Genomic DNA, 16662 nt, shown 5'->3' with positions numbered 1-16662 from the left:
CGCAAAGCGCCTTTAATATTCGTGTACTGCTGAGTTGCTTTGTCTACCCACAGGAGGCGGCATGGATGCAGTCAGGACCTTCCTCGAGAATCAGTCGCTGTTCGCGCTCTTCCTGACGATTGCGCTGGGTTATCTGATCGGCGAGATCAACATCAAAGGCGTGGCGCTCGGTTCCGGCGCGGTTCTGTTCGTCGGGCTCGCGATCGGTGCATTCGCGCCGAAGTCCGCGCCCCCGGCGTTGCTCGGCACGCTCGGGCTGCTGCTGTTTCTCTACGGCATCGGCATTCAGTATGGCGCGCAGTTCTTTCACGGGCTGACAAGCCGCGAGGGCGCGAAGGCGAACGCGGCGGCGTGCATCGGCGTGGTCGTCTCGGGCCTCGTTTCCTGCGCCTTCATACACTTCGGCATCAAGCTCGCCGATGCGCTCGGCATGTTCGCCGGCAGCGGAACCAGCACGGCGAGCCTGCAGGTCGCGATCGCATCGATGAAAAGCAACGATGCAGCCGTGGCCTACAGCATCACGTATCCGTTCGGCGTTGCCGGTCCGATCCTGTTCATCTATCTGCTCAGCGTGGCGCTGAAAGTAAAGATTCAGAAGCCGCCGGCGAAGTTGATCGAATCGGCGGAGATCGCGCTGAGAAACGCGAACTTCGTCGGTCTGAAGCTGGCGGAGCTTACTCGTCGTCTGCCTTCCGGCGTGGCGATCGCCGCGGTGCGGCGCGCGCATCACAATCAGTTGCCCACGGCCGATTTCACGCTGCGCGCCGACGATGTGCTCCTCGCCACGGCCACCGACCGCCGCCTGCTCGACGAAGCCGCCACGCTGTGCGGCGAGTTGCAGCCGGGACGGATGACGAGTCATCGCGAAGACCTCGACTACATGCGGGTGTTCGCGTCGAATCCGGCGGTCGTCGGCATGGCGCTCGGCGATATTCGCTTTCCCGATGGCGTCAACTGCGCGATCGCGCACGTGCGCCGCGGCGACGCCGACATGCTCTCGACACCCGATCTGATCCTCGAAGCGGGCGACCGCGTCGGCCTGCTCGTCAATCGCGCGCATCAGGCGACGATGCGCACGTTCTTCGGCGATTCGATCAAGGGCACAGCCGATCTGAGCTTCATCTGCCTCGGCATCGGCGCGGCCCTGGGCTTGCTCGTCGGTGCGATTCCGCTGCCGGTTCCCGGCCTCGGCGCGTTCAGCCTGGGGCTCGCCGCGTTGCTGCTGGTCGCGCTGTGTCTCGGCAAGGCGCGGCGCAACGGGCCGTTCGTCTGGGTGATGCCGTTGTCGGCGAATCTCGTGCTGCGCAACCTCGGCCTCACGATCTTCCTCGCGCAAGTGGGCATTTCCTGCGGGCCCAAGTTCGTCGCGACCGTGGCCACGGCCGGGCCGCTTCTGCTGCTTTACGGCGTGATCACGCTGCTGGTTCTCGTGAGTGTGACGGCAGTCTGCTGCCTGTGGATCTTCAGGCTTCCCTTCGATACGTCGGTCGGCGTGATCTGCGGCGCGACCGGCAATCCGGCGATCCTCGCATTCGCCAATCGCGTCGCGCCGACCGATCAGCCCGACATCATGTACGCGATGATCTTCCCGTCGATGACCATCGTCAAAGTGCTTTTCGTGCAGATCGCCATATCGCTTGCCGCGGGTTAGCCTTGCGTCACCATGCCGTCAAAATCTCGGAGGAGAACATCATGGAAGTGGCGATCTTCAGCTCGACGCCCTACGAGCGCGAGTATCTCGACGAAGCGAACAAGGTCGAGAAGCACAAGCTCAGGTATCACGAGATGTCGCTCAATATGGATACGGTCGAGCTCGCGGCGGGCTACGGCGCCGTCTGCATCTTTGTCAATGACAAGGCCGATGCCGAAGTGCTCGAAGCATTGCACAAGGGCGGCACGCGTCTCGTCGCACTGCGCTGCACGGGCTTCAACAATGTCGATCTCGCGGCCGCCGCGAAGCTCGGCATCAAGGTCGTGCGCGTCGTCAACTATTCGCCGAACTCGGTGGCGGAGCACGCGGTTGCGCTTCTGCTCGCGATCAATCGCAAGGTGCATCGCGCATACAACCGCACGCGCGATTCGAACTTTTCGCTCGACGGGCTCATCGGCTTCGATCTGTGCGGCAAGACGGTCGCCGTGGTCGGCACGGGCAAGATCGGCTGCGTCTTCGCGAAGATCATGCAGGGCTTCGGCTGCAACGTGATTGGCTACGATCCTTATCCGTCGAAGGCATTCGAGGCGCTCGGCCTGCACTATGCGACGCCCGGAGAGATCGGCGAGCGGGCGGACATCGTCGCGCTGTTTTGTCCGCTGACGCCGCAGACGCATCACATCATCAATGCAGAGTCGCTCAAGCGCGCGAAGCCCGGTGCGTTGCTCGTCAACACGAGCCGGGGCGCGCTGATCGATACGGAGGCCGTCATCGAGGCGTTGAAGACCGGGCAGCTAGGCGGTCTCGCGATCGATGTCTACGAACAGGAGGCAGATCTTTTCTTCCGCGATCTGTCGAGCGAAATCATCACCGACGACATTTTCCAGCGGCTCGTCTCGTTTCCGAATGTCATCGTGACGGGGCATCAGGCGTATCTGACCCGTGAAGCATTGACGACGATCTGCGAGACCACGCTGCAAAGCATCACGGCCTTCGAGAAGAACCAGCCGCTGGAAAACGAGGTGAAGGCCAAATAGCGGCGCGCGCCGATGACTCCCGGAAATCCGCCGAAGGAACGCGCGCGCGAGCCCGTGCTCGACACGGTCGATCGCGTGTCGGAACTGTGCTTCGGCCTCTTCATGGCGCTGACGTTCGTGGGCACGGTATCGGCGGCGACGGGCGGCGAGGACGCGGGGCGAAAGATGCTCTACACGGCCATGGGCTGCAATCTCGCGTGGGGTCTCGCGGACGCCGTCATGTATCTCGTGCGCACGATCACGGACCGCGCGCGCAGGCATGCGCTCGCGCTCTCCATACAACGCGAGCGCGACGCGGCGGCGGGCGTGCGCGCATTGCGCGAGCGCGTGTCCACGGCGCTCGATCCGTTCGTGACCGACGCCGATCTCGAGACCATTCGCAGGCGCATCGCCGAAAGCGGCAGCCTGCCCGAGCGCGCGCATTTCGTACGCGACGACTTTCTCGCGGCGCTGGGCATCTTCATCATCATCGTGCTGTCGACGTTTCCCGTCGCGGCGCCGTTTGTCATCTTCGAACATGTGCCGACGGCGTTGCTGATCTCGCGCGTGCTGACGCTCGTGATGTTGTTCTTCTGCGGCTTTGCACTGGGCCGCTATGCGGGCTGGAAGGGCTGGAAAGCGGGGCTTTCGATGATGGCGCTGGGCGTGCTCCTGACGATGGCGATCATCGCCTTAGGCGGATAACCAAAACCGGGGGCGTTCGCCGAACGAGCGAATAAACACCTACGTTGCCATTCTTGAAATCGCTGAAAGGTTCGCATATCTTGCAGAGGGAGCCCTTTTCCGCGGGGATGAAACGTCAGCGGGCATCGAGCGACAAACGGCAACACAGAATACGAAGACGCTGATTTGGTCACAGGTTTTCCCACGCCTCCGATTGCTGAGTCTGGAGAGGTCCGTGTAGCCGGATATCGCCGCGTGCCTCTTGTCGCGTTTTACTCGCGCGCCATCGCGACGAATCAGCCTGTGAACGAAGCGTGGCCGGATGCCTTGAATGCGCTTCCCAATTGCGCGAAAGTCATGAAAAAGATGAGCGCCGATATCGGCCGGATCGTCGAATCATTTCAAGGATCGAAACCCGGTTGACGCTTATCAAGGATATTACTTTCGAATCCTCACGAAATAGCGAAAAGTATGCGCCAGGACGGCGCCTCCGGCTATATCATCGACGGGCGCATGCTGGCGGGCTTCGCGATGACCGCGTATCCCTCGCAGCACGGCGCGACGACATTCGTTGTGAATAGCAACGGCGTCGTGTATCAAAAGATTGCGGTGCGTCCGCGCAAGCGCACGGAATTTGGATCGCGGCGGTCCTGGCCCGCTTGCAGAAGCCTCGAAGGAAGACCGGGGCGCGGATTTCGCGGAAGCGCCGAAATTTTGAATGGCTTGAATTATCGAACTCAGGGAAGGAGTCACCATGAATGCAAAGAGATTGCGTGCGGGCTGCGCCATCGTGATCGCCGTGATGGCGCTCGATGCCGTCGCACAGAGCAAACCGATCGCTTACCCGTCCAAAGGTCAGAGTGCGCAGCAACAGCAAAGCGACGACGGCGCGTGCTATAGCTGGGCAAAAAGCAACACGGGCATCGACCCGGCGACTGCTTCCGCGGCGCCGCCTCCGCAGGGCGGGCCGGCCGTGGGCGGCGGTGAGCGCGTGGGCGGCGCGGCGCGCGGCGCGGCGGGTGGCGCGGTGATCGGCGCGATTGCGGGCGATGCGGGCAAGGGCGCGGCGATCGGCGCGGCCACCGGCACGATGGCGGGCGGAATGCGCGCGCGGCAGAACAAGCGCGCGCAGGAAGCCAACACGCAGGCGCAGAGCCAGGGCGCGATGTCCACGTACTACCGCGCGTGGGCAGCCTGCATGCAGGGACGCGGCTACTCGATCCAGTAACTTCGTTGCGGCGCGGATATAAACAGGGAGCACGATCATGAAACGTGTAAGTCTCGTTGTCTTGTCGTGCCTTGCGATATCCGCAAGCGCATTGTCCGCCGAGCCCGAAAACGACGTGAGCGTCACGCGCGATGCGAACGGCGCCACGGTGCAGGGCGTCGCTAAGGTCACGGCGACGATCGTCGGCATCGATCCGGCGACGCGCACCGTCACGTTGAAAACGCAGGCGGGCAAGGTGATCGAGCTGGAAGTGACCAACGAGGCGCGCAACTTCGACCAGCTCGCGCTCGGCGATGTCGTCACGGCGCGGTATCGGGAATCGTTGACGCTGAGTCTCATCGAGAAGAAAACGCAGGCGTCACGCTCGGAGAACGACACGGCCGAGCGTGCGCCGCGCGGTGCGAAGCCCGGCGGCGCACTCGGCCGGGAAGTGACGGTCATCGCGGATGTGATCGGCGTCGATCGTCATGCGAAGATCGTCACGTTGCGCGGGCCGCGCGGCGAAATCGTGGACCTGCGCGTGCAGGACCCGGACCGCCTGAAGCGCGTGAAAAAGGGCGATCAGGTGAAAGCGGTCTATACGGAAGCGCTCGCGATCTCCGTCGAGCCTGCCACGAAGAAATAAGCGTAAACGAGCATCACGGCAACGCGGGGGAGACCATGAAAAGACGCTTCGCATTCGCGATGACGCATGGCGCGTGCGCCGTCGCGCTCGCGCTCGCCGGTTGCGCGCAGCCCGAGCAGCGCGTGCAACCCGGCATGGATCAGCAGGCGATCATCGCGAAGCTCGGGCCACCGACGGAAACCTACGACCTGCCCAATGGCGGCAAGCGTCTCATGTGGCCCACGCAGCCTATGGGATCGACGACCACGGCCGTCGATCTCGACGCGTCGGGTAACACGGTCAGTGTGCGGCAAGTGCTTCAGGAAAACGAGTTCTATCGGGCCGAGATCAACAAATGGACGCGCAACGACGTGCTGGTCGCATTCGGCCGTCCGTTCGAGACGGCCTATTTCAAGCGGATGGATCGTGAGGTGTGGTCGTATCGGTATATAGAGAACAACATCGACCATATGCTCTTTCACTTCTATTTCGACGCTCAGGGCGTGCTCAGGCAAACGCAGAAGCAGCCGGACCCGAAATACGATCCCAGCCAGCGCAACGTGCTGTGAACGGCGCCTGACATGGGCGTGAACCCGCGCACTTTCTCAGGACGCGGGAACGATGAAGGCATGCGCGCAAATCTAGAAGCTGACGGCGAAGCCGAACGACACGCCGTGCACGTTGTGGCCGAACACGTAGCGCACCATCGCGCGTGTGCGCGTGATGACGACCGGATACCGGCTGCTGTCGAGCTCCAATCCGACACCGAGCGATGTCAGGTCGTTGAAGCCGAGTACGCCGGCGCTGTCGCCGAAGTAATGCGAGTACGCGGTTTCGAGCACATAGCGCACCGGGCGGTCGAGCGCGGCAAGGCCTGTGGGGGCACGCCAGCGCGCCCACAGGCTGAATTGCTGGGCCGTCGCCGATCCCTGAACGGCTTCCGACGAACTGCCGAAGCTGCGTAAATAGATATCGGTTGCGCGGAGTTCGAGATCGATCTCGTAGTGTTCGCGGTAGTGCTCCAGATCGAGCATCAGCGAGCCGCCGAGACCGTACGCATTGAGCGCGCCGTCTTCGAGGAACTGGAGGTTGGAGTTGGCGACACGGTTGAACACGGTCTGAGCGACGCGCAGATCGCTCGCCACACGGCCGATCATGCCGTTCAGGATCGGCCGCAGGCGCAACTCGTCGGTGATCGGGAAATCCCAGCCGATGCCGATGGTCGTGCTCGCGGTGTTCCATTTCGCCGGCACCGGACGTTGCTGATTGCCTTCGGTCGCGATGAAGGTCGGGTCGTACCGGCTGTACGCCACAGTCCCTTCGAGGTAAAGCGGAAACGAGCGGCTCAGGGTAAAGCCGCCGCCGAGCTGCGTCTGGCCGAAGCCCGGATTGCCGGTGGTGCCGCTGTTGATGGAAAGCGAACTCGTCGTGACATCCGGCACCGCGGTGTACGACATGATCGCGAGCACGGCGTTCGCGTAGCTCTTGACGTTCGCCCCGACGACGGCGCGGTCCGGCGCGGCCTGCGCGTGCGCGAGGACGGGTGCGAGGGCGATCGGGACGAGCATCGAAAAGATGCGCAACCGGATCGAAGAAAGGATCGGCTTTCGCATGTGCGCAGCGCTCGAACGTTGAACGGCTGATTGGTCGTACGTTGCAAACGGCTGCTCCGCCGATGTGCCGATGCACATCGCATGCGCGGAGCCCTTGAACGATCCCACGGTCACACGCAGGAAATGTAGCCTACCGGGCGGCGCGCGCCAAGCCCGACGCATACGAGAGCGTTCACACGGCGACCCAGGATTTCCTAAACTGGATCTATTCCGCGCAACATCAGGAGAGAACGATGAGATTGAACGAGCCGCGCATGGTGGTTGCCTCGATCGGCGTTTTCATCTGGCTCGGCGGCCTCTACTTCACGATTCATGGTCTGCTGTATGACGTGAAGCCGGAATTCCGCTACGGCATGTGGGCGCTCGGCATCGGCATCGTGACCTTTGTCGTCGCGTTGAATCCGCTCGCGCAACGAAGATCGGGAAAGCGCGATGAATCGACCTGATCGGCCGTTCGTGTACTAGGCTATAGAAGCAGAAACAACACGAAACTCAACGGAGAATTTCGCAATGGGTGATCTCTGGATAGGCAATGTAGACGAGTCCACGACCGACGATGAAATCCGGCAGTTCCTCTGCAATTACGGCTTTCCTCCGTACGATTCGATTCAGCGCGTGCCCGGCACCGGAGAGCATCCGGCCGCCGTCGTGAGCTTCGATAACGTCGAGCCGCACGTGCTGCGCACGTTTCAGCCGCGCATTCACAACATGTTCTGGAAAAATCGCACGCTCATGGTGCAGGTTGTGCCCGAGCGCAACGAAACCTGATGGCGTCATGACGAGGCCGCGACCCGGTGCCGCGCGCATCGTCTCGACGGCGGCCGCGGGGCGGCCGCACGGGTTGCATCGAACCACATGGGGAGACAGCGATGAAAGAAGAGAAGGCTGTCGGCGAATCGAGGGGCGTGCGCGAAGGCGCGGCTGTGCATGAGCGCCTGAGCCGAAAGCAGTATGAGAAGGAGCTTGCGCGTCTGCATGTCGAGCTCGTGAAGCTCCAGGAATGGGCCGTCCACACGGGGGCGAAGGTCTGCGTCGTATTCGAAGGGCGCGACGGCGCGGGCAAGGGCGGCACGATCAAGGCGATCACCGAGCGCGTGAGCCCGCGCATCTTCCGCGTGGTCGCGCTGCCCGCGCCCACCGAGCGCGAGAAGACGCAGATGTACGTGCAGCGTTATCTGCCGCATCTGCCGGCGGCGGGCGAAATCATGCTTTTCGACCGGAGCTGGTACAACCGCGCGGGCGTCGAACGCGTGATGGGCTTCTGCACCGAGGAGCAGGCGAAAACGTTCCTGAAAGGCGTGCCGCTCGTGGAGCGCGCGATCATCGATTCGGGCATCATCCTGCTCAAATACTGGCTCGAAGTCGGCCAGGAAGAACAGACGCGGCGCCTCGAAGAGCGCATCCACGACGAGCGCAAGATCTGGAAGCTCTCGCCGATGGACCTGCGCTCGTACAGCCGCTGGTACGACTATTCGCGCGCCCGCGACGACATGTTCGAAGCAACCGACACCGATCTCGCACCGTGGTACGTCGTACGTTCCGACGACAAGCGCCGCGCGCGCCTGAATCTCATCAGCCATCTGTTGACGAACATTCCCTACACGGCCGTGCCGAGGGAAAAGGTGAAGCTGCCCAAGCGCCAGAAGCCGGAGGGCTATCGCGAGAGCGACCGGCCGCTGCGCTACGTGCCCGAGCGCTTCTGAGCGCGACACCGGCGCACGGGTTTCGTCATGCCGCCGCGCGCGCCCATCGCTCCCGAATGGCTGTTTCATTATGAGAAACAGTGGGCGCGCGCCGATGCGATCGCGGGTCTGACGGCGGCGGCCGTCGTGATTCCGAAGGCGCTCGCCTACGCGACGATCGCCGGCCTGCCCGTTCAGGCCGGCCTTTACACGGCATGCGTGCCGATGATCGTCTACGCCTTCACGGGATCGTCGCGCGCGCTCTCCGTGAGCACGACGACCACGCTCGCGATTCTCGCCGCGAATGCATTGAGTACGACGATCGGCAACGACGACACGCACGCGCTCGCCATCGCCAATGCCACGCTGACGATGCTCGTCGGCGTGATGCTCGTCGCGGCAGCGTGCCTGCGCCTCGGCTTCGTCGCCAACTTCATTTCCGAGCCGGTGCTCGTGGGCTTCAAGGCGGGCGTGGCGATCGTCATTGTCATGGATCAGTTGCCGAAACTGTTCGGCATCCACTATCCGAAAGGGTCGTTCTTCCACAATGTCGGCGCGTTCGTCGCGGGGTTACCGCATCTTTCGGCGAGCACGCTCGCGCTCGCGATGCTCACGCTCGTCGCGCTCGTGCTGCTCGAACGCTTCACGCCGCGCGCGCCGGCGCCGTTGCTGGTCGTCGCGGCGGCGATCATTGCAGTCGCCGCCTTCGATCTGCGCGCGCACGGCGTCGAAACGGTCGGCGCGGTGCCGGCGGGATTGCCCTCGTGGACGCAGCCGGATTTGTCGCTTGCCTTGAAGCTGTGGCCGGACGCGCTGGGCATCGCATTGATGAGCTTCACCGAAAGCATTGCGGCGGCCCGCGCCTTCGCGCGCAACGACGAGCCGGTGCCCGACGCGAACCGCGAACTGCTCGCGACCGGTCTTGCGAACGCGGGCGGCGCATTGTTCGGCGCGATGGTTGCGGGCGGCGGAACGAGCCAGACGGCCGTGAACCGGCAAGCGGGCGCGCGCACGCAACTCGCGAGCCTCATGACGGCGCTCGTCGCGCTCGCCGTGATGCTGCTGTTCGCGCCGCTGATGGCGCTGATGCCGCACGCGACACTCGCCGCCGTCGTGGTGTTCTATTCCATCGGGCTTTTCAGCCCCGCCGAATTCGACGCAATTCTGAAGATCCGCCGCACCGAGTTCGTCTGGGCGCTGACGGCATGCGCGGGCGTCGTGCTGCTGGGCACGCTGGAGGGCATCGTCGTCGCGATCGTCGTGTCGCTTTTTGCGCTCGCGCATCAGGTGTCCGATCCGCCGGTCTATGCGCTCAGGCGGATACCGGGCACGAACGTGTTTCGCCGCGATTCGTCGAGACATCCCGATGACGAATCGTTTCCCGGCCTGTTGCTGCTGCGTCCCGAGGGACGGATATTTTTCGCCAATGCGCAACGTGTCGCCGAAAAGATCCGGCCGCTCGTGCGCGAGTCCGGCGCGAAGGTCGTCGTGCTGGACCTGAGCCGCGTCTTCGATATCGAATACACCGCGCTCAAGATGATGAGCGAAGCGGAAGCCCGCCTCGCCGCGAACGGCACCACGCTCTGGCTCGCGGGCCTGAATCCGGGCGTGCTCGCGGCGGTGCGGCGCTCGCCGCTCGGCGAAGCGCTCGGCGAATCGCGCATGTTCTACAACCTCGAACATGTTGTGACGAAGTACCGGCAGATTGTTTCGCCCGACGGCGATACCGCCGCGCGAACCTGAGTTGCCTTATTTGCCACTTCCCTGTCGCACATTGCGCATATATTTTAATGATGGTATTCAATTCATCGGTCCATGCGTTCATCTCGCCGGCCGATACATCTGCTTTGAGCCTCATCCCTTGCACGTTCTCTTCGCGGAGGTCACGTCATGCCGTATGCAGGTCAACTGGCGCGAAGCCAGGAAATCGCGGAAAAAGTCGCGCGCGTGTTCGAGAAGCGCGCGGAACTGGCGCAGCAGCAATTCAGCGAGCGCACGCGCGATGCGGGCACGCGTCTTTTCGGCAACGGCGACGCGGATCGTTTCAGCGATGCGGGCGCGAACGCAGCGGGCCAGTTGAACGGCTACACCTATGCGCTCGATCTCGTGCAGCGTTCGATTCTCTTCTGGGACACGCTGCGTCAGCGCGGCAACAATTTCATCGAGCAGACGAAGCGCGGTCTCGAACCGGTGCTGCACTTCGCGCATGAAATGCTGCTCGATGGCCGGACCTTCGCGCGGCCCGTGAACTACGCGCTCCTGCGCATCGTGCCGCCCGAGGGCGTGAGCATCGATCCGTTGAAACGGCCTTATCTCATCATCGATCCGCGTGCAGGGCACGGTCCCGGCATCGGCGGTTTCAAGGACGATTCGCAAGTGGGTGTCGCGTTGCGCGCGGGTCATCCGGTGTACTTCGTCACGTTCTTCCGCGACCCGCAACCCGGTCAGACGCTGCTCGATGTATGCGCGGCCGAACAGCAGTTCGTCAGGCACGTGCGGGAGCTGCATCCCGACAGCGCGAAGCCCGCGATCGTCGGCAACTGCCAGGGCGGCTGGGCCGCGATGATGCTTGCGAGCTCGCAGCCCGACGATACCGGCCCGCTCGTCATCAACGGCGCGCCGATGTCGTACTGGAGCGGCGCATGGAGCGAAGGCGAGGGCGACAACCCCATGCGCTATTCCGGCGGCATGCTGGGCGGCACCTGGCTCGCGTCATTGACGGCGGACCTCGGCAACGGCAAGTTCGACGGCGCGTATCTCGTCGAGAATTTCGAGAACCTCAATCCCGCGAACAGTTTCTGGGACAAGTACTACAAGCTGTTCGACAACATCGACACCGAACCGCCGCGCTTTCTCGACTTCGAACGCTGGTGGGGCGGCTATTACCTGATGAACCGCGAAGAGATCGAATGGATCACGCGCAATCTTTTCGTCGGCAACAAGTTATGGTCGGGTGAAGTGCGCGGCGTGTCGGGCGCGTCCTTCGATCTGCGGGCGATCAAGTCGCCGATCATCCTCTTCGCGTCGATGGGCGACAACATCACGCCGCCGCAGCAGGCGTTCAACTGGGTCGCGGACATCTACGGCAGCACGGACGAGATCAAGGCGCGCGGCCAGGTGATCGTCGGATTGATGCATGAGAACATCGGCCACCTCGGCATCTTCGTGAGCGGCAAGGTCGCGAAGAAGGAGTACACGCAGATCGCATCGGTGCTGGAGGCGATCGAATCGTTTCCGCCGGGGCTGTACGGCATGGAGATCGCCGAACGAAAGGGCGAGGGCGGCAAGACCGAGTACGACGTGAGCTTTCGCGAGCGCCGTCTGGAAGAGGTGAAGGAACGCTTCAATCGTTTCGAGCGCGTCGACGAGCGGCCGTTCGAAGCGGTGAAGCAGGTATCGGATTTCAATCAGCGCGCCTATGAACTTTTCGCGCAGCCCTTCGTGCAGGCGATGGCCAACGACACCACCGCGAGCATGCTGCGCGCGTTTCATCCATTGCGCGCGCAACGCTGGATGTTCTCGGATTACAACCCGTGGCTCGCATGGCTCGGCCCCGCGGCGGATGCGGTCAGGGCCGCGCGCAAGCCCGACACCGGAACCAGTGTGCTGCGGCGTGCGGAGCATTGCGGCTCCGACATGATCAGCGCGAGCCTCGACTTTTATCGTGCGATGCGCGATGCCACGACGGAAGCAATGTTCTTCTCCGTCTACGGCAACCTCTTCTCCGCGCATCAGGCGCAACGGCAGGAGGCGCCGGAGCCTGTAGCCGATCCGCGCGATCTGCCTTTCGTTCAGGACGCGCTTGCATCGATCGGGCACGGTGGGTATGCGGAGGCCGTCGCGCGCGTCGCGTGCCTGCTGATGCGGCACGACGAGCCGCTGCCGCTCACGCGCATGGTCTTGCGGCAGGCGCTCGCGGCCGACTACGCGGAATATCTGCCGCAGATGCCGCCCGACCAATGGCGGCGCATCCGCGGCGAGCAGGAAATCATCGTGCGCTACGAGCCGGAGCAGGCGCTCGCGACCTTGCCCGATCTCCTCGACGACAACGACGACCGCAAGAAGCTCATCACGCTCTTCGACAAGCTGCACGCGGACAGCCGCATGCAAGGCTTCGAGCCGACGGCCGCGCAGCACGACATGCTCGCGCGCATTCGCGCGGCGCTGCCCGTCAAGGCCGCGCGCGCGGCAAGACGTTCAGCGCCCGCGCACTGAGGCATCGGCGGCGCATCTCACGTTCAACGGGAGGCGGTATGAATCATACGCACGAGAAGTATGAACGGCTCATCGAGATTTGCAGGGCACTGCCGCCGCTCGCGGTGGCGGTCGCGCATCCGTGCGACCGGACATCGCTCGAAAGCGCGGTCAAGGCGCATGAGATGGGCCTGATCGCGCCGATTCTCGTCGGGCCGCGCGAGCGCATTCGCGAGGTCGCGGAGGAATGCGGGCTGAACATCGCGGGCTTTCCTGTCGTCGATGCGCCGCACAGTCATGCGTCCGCGGAAAAGGCGGTGGAACTCGTGCGCGAAGCGAAAGCCGAGGCGCTCATGAAAGGCAGCCTGCACACCGACGAGCTCATGGCCGCCGTCGTGAAACGCGAGCGCGGCTTGCGCACGCAACGGCGCCTGTCGCACTGCTTCATCATGGATGTGCCGGGCCACGAGAACGTGCTCATCATCAGCGACGCCGCGATCAACATCGCGCCGACGCTCGCCGACAAGGTCGATATCGTGCAGAACGCAATCGATCTCTGCCACGCGCTGCCGATGGACGAGGTCAGGGTCGCGATCCTCTCCGCGATGGAAACGGTGAACCCGAAAGTGCCGTCGACGCTGGAGGCAGCAGCGCTCTGCAAGATGGTCGATCGCCATCAGATCACCGGTGCGCTCGTCGATGGCCCGCTCGCGCTCGACAACGCGATCGATCCCGAAGCCGCGAGGACGAAGAAGATCGATTCGCCCGTCGCGGGGCGCGCGAACGTGCTGATCGTGCCGGATCTCGAAGCGGGCAACATGCTCGCGAAGAGCCTGTCGTTTCTCGCGGGCGCGGATGCGGCGGGCATCGTGCTCGGCGCGCGCGTGCCGATCATCCTGACGAGCCGTGCCGATTCGCTGCAATCGCGGCTTGCGTCGTGCGCGATCGCGTCGCTCGTGGCGTCGAAGCGCCGCGAAGCAGCGCAAGTGGCGGGGTAAGCCATGGCCGACGTCATCATGGTTCTCAACGCGGGTTCGTCGAGCATCAAGTTCAGCGCGTTCGATGTCGAAGGCAAAGCGCTCGAACTCGTCACGCGCGGACAAGTGGAAGGTCTCTTCAGCTCGCCGCATTTCGTCGCGTTCGATGCGCAAGGCGAGAAGACCGGCGAAAATGCGTGGGGTGAGGGCGCAAGGCTCGAACATGCCGATGCGATCGCATATCTGGGCGCTTTTCTGCGCGGTCATGGCGTGGGGCATCGTCTGATCGGCGTGGGGCATCGCGTCGTGCATGGCGGCGCGCATTTCACGAAGCCCGTGCTGACGAACGCGCACGTGCTCGACGAGCTCGACAAGCTCACGCCGCTCGCGCCGCTGCATCAGCCGCACAATCTCAAGCCGATCCGCATCATCGCCGAGCGCAATCCGGGCCTGCCGCAAGTCGCCTGCTTCGACACGGCCTTTCATGCGGATCAGGCGCCGCTCGCGCAGGCGTTCGCGCTGCCCGAATCGATCACGAAGAACGGCGTGCGGCGTTATGGCTTTCATGGCCTCTCGTACGAATACATCGCGAGTACGCTGCCCGATATCGCGCCCGATGCGGCGCGCGGGCGCACGGTCGTCGCGCATCTGGGCAACGGCGCGAGCCTGTGCGCGATACACGCGGGCAGGAGCGTCGCGAGCACGATGGGCTTCACCGCCGTCGATGGCCTCATGATGGGCACACGCTGCGGCAATCTCGATCCCGGCGTGATCCTTTATCTCCTCGACGAGCTCGGCATGAACGCGCGCGAGATCGAAGACCTGTTGTATCGCCGCTCGGGCCTGCTCGGGGTATCGGGCATCTCGGGGGACATGCGCGCGCTCCTCGCGAGCAGCGACGAACGCGCGCGCTTCGCCATCGACCTTTACGTGTATCGCATCGGCCGCGAGCTCGGCTCGATGAGCGCCGCGCTGCAAGGGCTCGATGCCGTCGTGTTCACGGCGGGCATCGGCGAGCATTCGAAAGAGATACGTCAGCGCGTGTGCGAGCAGGCGGCATGGTGGGGCATCGAGCTCGATGCCAAAGCCAACGAGAGCGGCGGCCCGCGCATCAGCACCGCGTCGAGCAAGGTGAGCGCCTGGGCGATTCCGACCAACGAGGAACTGATGATCGCGCGTCATGCGCTCGCGTTGATCGAAGGAGCGCGCGCATGACGCTGAACGTGCCACATCCCGTGTTGAAGGGCGCGAAGGCGCTCGTCACCGGCATCGCCAACGAGCATTCGATCGCGTATGGCTGCGCGAAGGCGTTCCGCGAACTGGGCGCCGATCTCGCCATCACCTATGCGGACGAAAAGGCGCGCCCGTATGTCGAGCCGATCGCGAAAGATCTCGAAGCGCCGATCTTCATGCCGCTCGACGCATCGAGCGAGGAGGAGACCGACGCGGTGTTCGCGCGCATCGCGAGCGAGTGGGCGAGGCTCGATATCCTCGTGCATTCGATCGCGTGGGCGCCGAAGGGCGATCTGCAAGGCGGCCTGTTGAACTGTTCGGCGCAAGGCTTCGCGAAGGCGATGGACATCTCCTGCCATTCGTTCGTGCGCATGGCGCGGCTCGCGGCCCCGCTCATGAAAAACGGCGGCGCGATGTTCACGATGAGCTATCACGGCGCAAACAAGGTCGTCCCCAACTACAACGTGATGGGCCCGGTGAAGGCCGCGCTCGAAGCGTGCGCGCGCTATCTCGCTTACGAGCTCGGTCCGCAGGGCATTCGCGTGCATGCGATCTCTCCGGGCCCGCTCAAGACGCGCGCGGCGTCGGGGCTCAAGGACTTCGACCTGTTGCTGACCGAAGCCGAAGAACGCGCGCCGCTCGGCGAACTGGTCGACATCATGGACGTCGGCTTCACATGCGCGTTCCTCGCGACGCCTTATGCGCGGCGGCTGTCGGGCGAAACGCTCTATGTGGACGGCGGCGTGCACATCATGGGATGAAACTCTTCGACCGGCTCTTCAATCGCAGGGCGAGTGAGCCTCAGGCGTCGCGCGAGGACGTGCGGCAGGCGCTCGAGCGCATCGTCGCGATTGCGCCGCAGGTGAGGCTCGCGAGTCGCTTCGAAGCGCGGCTTGCGCCCGTCATCGGCAAGACGCTCGGGTTCGCGCGCGAGCTCGTCTGCGCGCTGCCGCCGCCGCGCGATGCGACACCCGGCGCTTGGGCGGGCGATCCGCATTTGCGCGCGATGTTCGCGACGCCCGAGGATATCGTGAGCGTCATCGGGCAATCGAACGAAGTGCGCGGCTGGTTCGACGAGCATTTCACCGCGGACCACGTCCATGCCGTGCTGAGCAGCCGGATGATCGAGCGGCGCGTGCTCGGCTCCGCGCTCGAAGGCGGCGTGATGCGCGCGGACGTCGCGCGCACGACGATCGGCTTCGAGGACAAGCGCATGCGCATCTGCGCGGAAACCGACGACGCGCTCAGGCGCGACATCGTGCTGCGCATGGTCGAGCAACTGACGCTCGAGGCGATGGCGCGTTTCACCGCGCAGGAAGCGAGGCGCGAGGCGCTCAACGAAGAGCGCGCACTGCTCAGCGCGCGAATGCAGATGCTCGGCCGGCGCGGCACGGGCATGGGCGGTCTCGTCTCGTCTGTCGGGACATCGGGCGACATGGCGCGCCTGCAACGCGACGTCGCGGAGAACGAAGCGGCGCTCGCCGCGCTCGGCTCGCGGGCGCAAGCCGTCGACGTGCAGCTTCGCACGCTCGTCGATCTGCTCGCGGAGCCCGCGGCGCTCATCAGCGTCACGCCGCGCACGCTGTGCATCAATCAGATGAACCTGCTCGTGGAAGAGGGCAGCGACGAATGCGGCGCGGAAGTCACCATCCAGCTCGCGCGCATGCCGATGCAGCCGCAGCAGACGCGCGCGGTCGAGTTCGTGCGGATCGCGCGGCGCGACATGCCGCCCGCCGGCACCGCGCTCGATGGCGCGGAACACTGGGTCCTGTAACCGCGT

At 64.1% G+C, this 16662-nt stretch carries 18 protein-coding genes; 17 read left to right on the top strand and 1 reads right to left on the bottom strand.

Features of this window, described 5'->3' with window-relative positions; translation table 11 throughout:
- Nucleotides 1-61 precede the first annotated feature (61 nt).
- The 8 genes from NCR38_RS24115 (at nucleotide 62) to NCR38_RS24085 (ending at nucleotide 5752) form a co-directional block, all read left to right on the top strand.
- Entirely contained in the window at nucleotides 62-1651 is a 1590-nt protein-coding gene (locus NCR38_RS24115; protein ID WP_061117234.1) for an aspartate:alanine exchanger family transporter, read from the top strand.
- A 41-nt stretch (nucleotides 1652-1692) separates the two neighbouring features.
- The gene (locus tag NCR38_RS24110) at nucleotides 1693-2688 is read left to right on the top strand and encodes a 2-hydroxyacid dehydrogenase (RefSeq protein ID WP_061117287.1); all 996 of its coding nucleotides are present in this window, start codon (nucleotides 1693-1695) and stop codon (nucleotides 2686-2688) included.
- Nucleotides 2689-2700: 12 nt separating this feature from the next.
- The gene (locus tag NCR38_RS24105; protein ID WP_061117233.1) at nucleotides 2701-3372 is read left to right on the top strand and encodes a VIT1/CCC1 transporter family protein; all 672 of its coding nucleotides are present in this window, start codon (nucleotides 2701-2703) and stop codon (nucleotides 3370-3372) included.
- A 165-nt stretch (nucleotides 3373-3537) separates the two neighbouring features.
- Entirely contained in the window at nucleotides 3538-3774 is a 237-nt protein-coding gene (locus tag NCR38_RS24100; RefSeq protein WP_143756298.1) for a hypothetical protein, read from the top strand.
- A gap of 48 nt (nucleotides 3775-3822) precedes the next feature.
- A complete protein-coding gene (locus NCR38_RS34525; protein WP_409219302.1) occupies nucleotides 3823-4251 on the top strand; it encodes a DUF2950 family protein in 429 nt (142 codons plus the stop codon).
- Nucleotides 4154-4579: a glycine zipper family protein gene (locus NCR38_RS24095; RefSeq protein WP_409219304.1), complete on the top strand. Its 426-nt coding sequence runs from the start codon at nucleotides 4154-4156 to the stop codon at nucleotides 4577-4579. Before NCR38_RS34525 ends, NCR38_RS24095 begins: the two co-directional genes overlap by 98 nt.
- A gap of 37 nt (nucleotides 4580-4616) precedes the next feature.
- Complete coding sequence (locus NCR38_RS24090; protein ID WP_061117231.1) at nucleotides 4617-5204, top strand: hypothetical protein; 588 nt, start codon at nucleotides 4617-4619, stop codon at nucleotides 5202-5204.
- Nucleotides 5205-5239: 35 nt separating this feature from the next.
- Nucleotides 5240-5752, top strand: coding sequence for a hypothetical protein (locus NCR38_RS24085; RefSeq protein WP_250477706.1), 513 nt, complete (start codon nucleotides 5240-5242; stop codon nucleotides 5750-5752).
- A 72-nt stretch (nucleotides 5753-5824) separates the two neighbouring features.
- Here NCR38_RS24085 and NCR38_RS24080 read toward each other — a convergent pair whose 3' ends face one another.
- Nucleotides 5825-6751 carry a hypothetical protein gene (locus tag NCR38_RS24080; protein WP_409219303.1) on the bottom strand — a complete coding sequence of 309 codons (927 nt, stop codon included), beginning with the start codon at nucleotides 6749-6751 and terminating at the stop codon, nucleotides 5825-5827.
- A 278-nt stretch (nucleotides 6752-7029) separates the two neighbouring features.
- On the opposite strand from NCR38_RS24080, the gene NCR38_RS24075 reads away from it, so the two are divergent.
- The 9 genes from NCR38_RS24075 (at nucleotide 7030) to NCR38_RS24035 (ending at nucleotide 16656) form a co-directional block, all read left to right on the top strand.
- Nucleotides 7030-7242: a DUF2964 family protein gene (locus NCR38_RS24075; RefSeq protein WP_250477705.1), complete on the top strand. Its 213-nt coding sequence runs from the start codon at nucleotides 7030-7032 to the stop codon at nucleotides 7240-7242.
- Nucleotides 7243-7306: 64 nt separating this feature from the next.
- Nucleotides 7307-7564, top strand: coding sequence for an RNA-binding protein (locus NCR38_RS24070; RefSeq protein WP_061117229.1), 258 nt, complete (start codon nucleotides 7307-7309; stop codon nucleotides 7562-7564).
- 101 nt (nucleotides 7565-7665) lie between these two features.
- On the top strand, nucleotides 7666-8499 hold the full coding sequence (gene ppk2, locus NCR38_RS24065) for a polyphosphate kinase 2 (protein ID WP_061117228.1): 834 nt from the start codon (nucleotides 7666-7668) through the stop codon (nucleotides 8497-8499).
- Between the two features lie 27 nt (nucleotides 8500-8526).
- Entirely contained in the window at nucleotides 8527-10221 is a 1695-nt protein-coding gene (locus tag NCR38_RS24060; RefSeq protein ID WP_061117227.1) for a SulP family inorganic anion transporter, read from the top strand.
- 147 nt (nucleotides 10222-10368) lie between these two features.
- The gene (locus NCR38_RS24055) at nucleotides 10369-12693 is read left to right on the top strand and encodes a DUF3141 domain-containing protein (protein WP_250477704.1); all 2325 of its coding nucleotides are present in this window, start codon (nucleotides 10369-10371) and stop codon (nucleotides 12691-12693) included.
- A gap of 38 nt (nucleotides 12694-12731) precedes the next feature.
- A complete protein-coding gene (locus NCR38_RS24050; RefSeq protein WP_061117225.1) occupies nucleotides 12732-13670 on the top strand; it encodes a phosphate acetyltransferase in 939 nt (312 codons plus the stop codon).
- 3 nt (nucleotides 13671-13673) lie between these two features.
- Nucleotides 13674-14864, top strand: coding sequence for an acetate/propionate family kinase (locus tag NCR38_RS24045; protein WP_250477703.1), 1191 nt, complete (start codon nucleotides 13674-13676; stop codon nucleotides 14862-14864).
- Entirely contained in the window at nucleotides 14861-15643 is a 783-nt protein-coding gene (gene fabI, locus NCR38_RS24040; RefSeq protein WP_061117223.1) for an enoyl-ACP reductase FabI, read from the top strand. The genes NCR38_RS24045 and fabI overlap by 4 nt, the downstream gene beginning before the upstream one ends.
- Nucleotides 15640-16656 (top strand): hypothetical protein, encoded by a 1017-nt coding sequence (locus tag NCR38_RS24035; protein ID WP_061117222.1) that lies wholly within the window; start codon nucleotides 15640-15642, stop codon nucleotides 16654-16656. Before fabI ends, NCR38_RS24035 begins: the two co-directional genes overlap by 4 nt.
- The last annotated feature ends 6 nt before the right edge of the window (nucleotides 16657-16662 follow it).

It is taken from the genome of Caballeronia sp. INML1, from assembly GCF_023631085.1.
GTDB lineage: Bacteria > Pseudomonadota > Gammaproteobacteria > Burkholderiales > Burkholderiaceae > Caballeronia > Caballeronia turbans.
Note: the sequence above shows the minus strand (reverse complement) of the source record. Positions and strands in the feature narration are given on the sequence as shown.

Bases quoted from the DNA above. Each gene is read 5' to 3' on its own strand.
- NCR38_RS24115 (WP_061117234.1), top strand. From the start codon at position 62: ATGGATGCAGTCAGGACCTTCCTCGAGAATCAGTCGCTGTTCGCGCTC.
- NCR38_RS24110 (WP_061117287.1), top strand. From the start codon at position 1,693: ATGGAAGTGGCGATCTTCAGCTCGACGCCCTACGAGCGCGAGTATCTC.
- NCR38_RS24105 (WP_061117233.1), top strand. From the start codon at position 2,701: ATGACTCCCGGAAATCCGCCGAAGGAACGCGCGCGCGAGCCCGTGCTC.
- NCR38_RS34525 (WP_409219302.1), top strand. From the start codon at position 3,823: ATGCGCCAGGACGGCGCCTCCGGCTATATCATCGACGGGCGCATGCTG.
- NCR38_RS24095 (WP_409219304.1), top strand. From the start codon at position 4,154: ATGGCGCTCGATGCCGTCGCACAGAGCAAACCGATCGCTTACCCGTCC.
- NCR38_RS24090 (WP_061117231.1), top strand. From the start codon at position 4,617: ATGAAACGTGTAAGTCTCGTTGTCTTGTCGTGCCTTGCGATATCCGCA.
- NCR38_RS24085 (WP_250477706.1), top strand. From the start codon at position 5,240: ATGAAAAGACGCTTCGCATTCGCGATGACGCATGGCGCGTGCGCCGTC.
- NCR38_RS24080 (WP_409219303.1), bottom strand. From the start codon at position 6,751: ATGCTCGTCCCGATCGCCCTCGCACCCGTCCTCGCGCACGCGCAGGCC.
- NCR38_RS24075 (WP_250477705.1), top strand. From the start codon at position 7,030: ATGAGATTGAACGAGCCGCGCATGGTGGTTGCCTCGATCGGCGTTTTC.
- NCR38_RS24070 (WP_061117229.1), top strand. From the start codon at position 7,307: ATGGGTGATCTCTGGATAGGCAATGTAGACGAGTCCACGACCGACGAT.
- ppk2 (WP_061117228.1), top strand. From the start codon at position 7,666: ATGAAAGAAGAGAAGGCTGTCGGCGAATCGAGGGGCGTGCGCGAAGGC.
- NCR38_RS24060 (WP_061117227.1), top strand. From the start codon at position 8,527: ATGCCGCCGCGCGCGCCCATCGCTCCCGAATGGCTGTTTCATTATGAG.
- NCR38_RS24055 (WP_250477704.1), top strand. From the start codon at position 10,369: ATGCCGTATGCAGGTCAACTGGCGCGAAGCCAGGAAATCGCGGAAAAA.
- NCR38_RS24050 (WP_061117225.1), top strand. From the start codon at position 12,732: ATGAATCATACGCACGAGAAGTATGAACGGCTCATCGAGATTTGCAGG.
- NCR38_RS24045 (WP_250477703.1), top strand. From the start codon at position 13,674: ATGGCCGACGTCATCATGGTTCTCAACGCGGGTTCGTCGAGCATCAAG.
- fabI (WP_061117223.1), top strand. From the start codon at position 14,861: ATGACGCTGAACGTGCCACATCCCGTGTTGAAGGGCGCGAAGGCGCTC.
- NCR38_RS24035 (WP_061117222.1), top strand. From the start codon at position 15,640: ATGAAACTCTTCGACCGGCTCTTCAATCGCAGGGCGAGTGAGCCTCAG.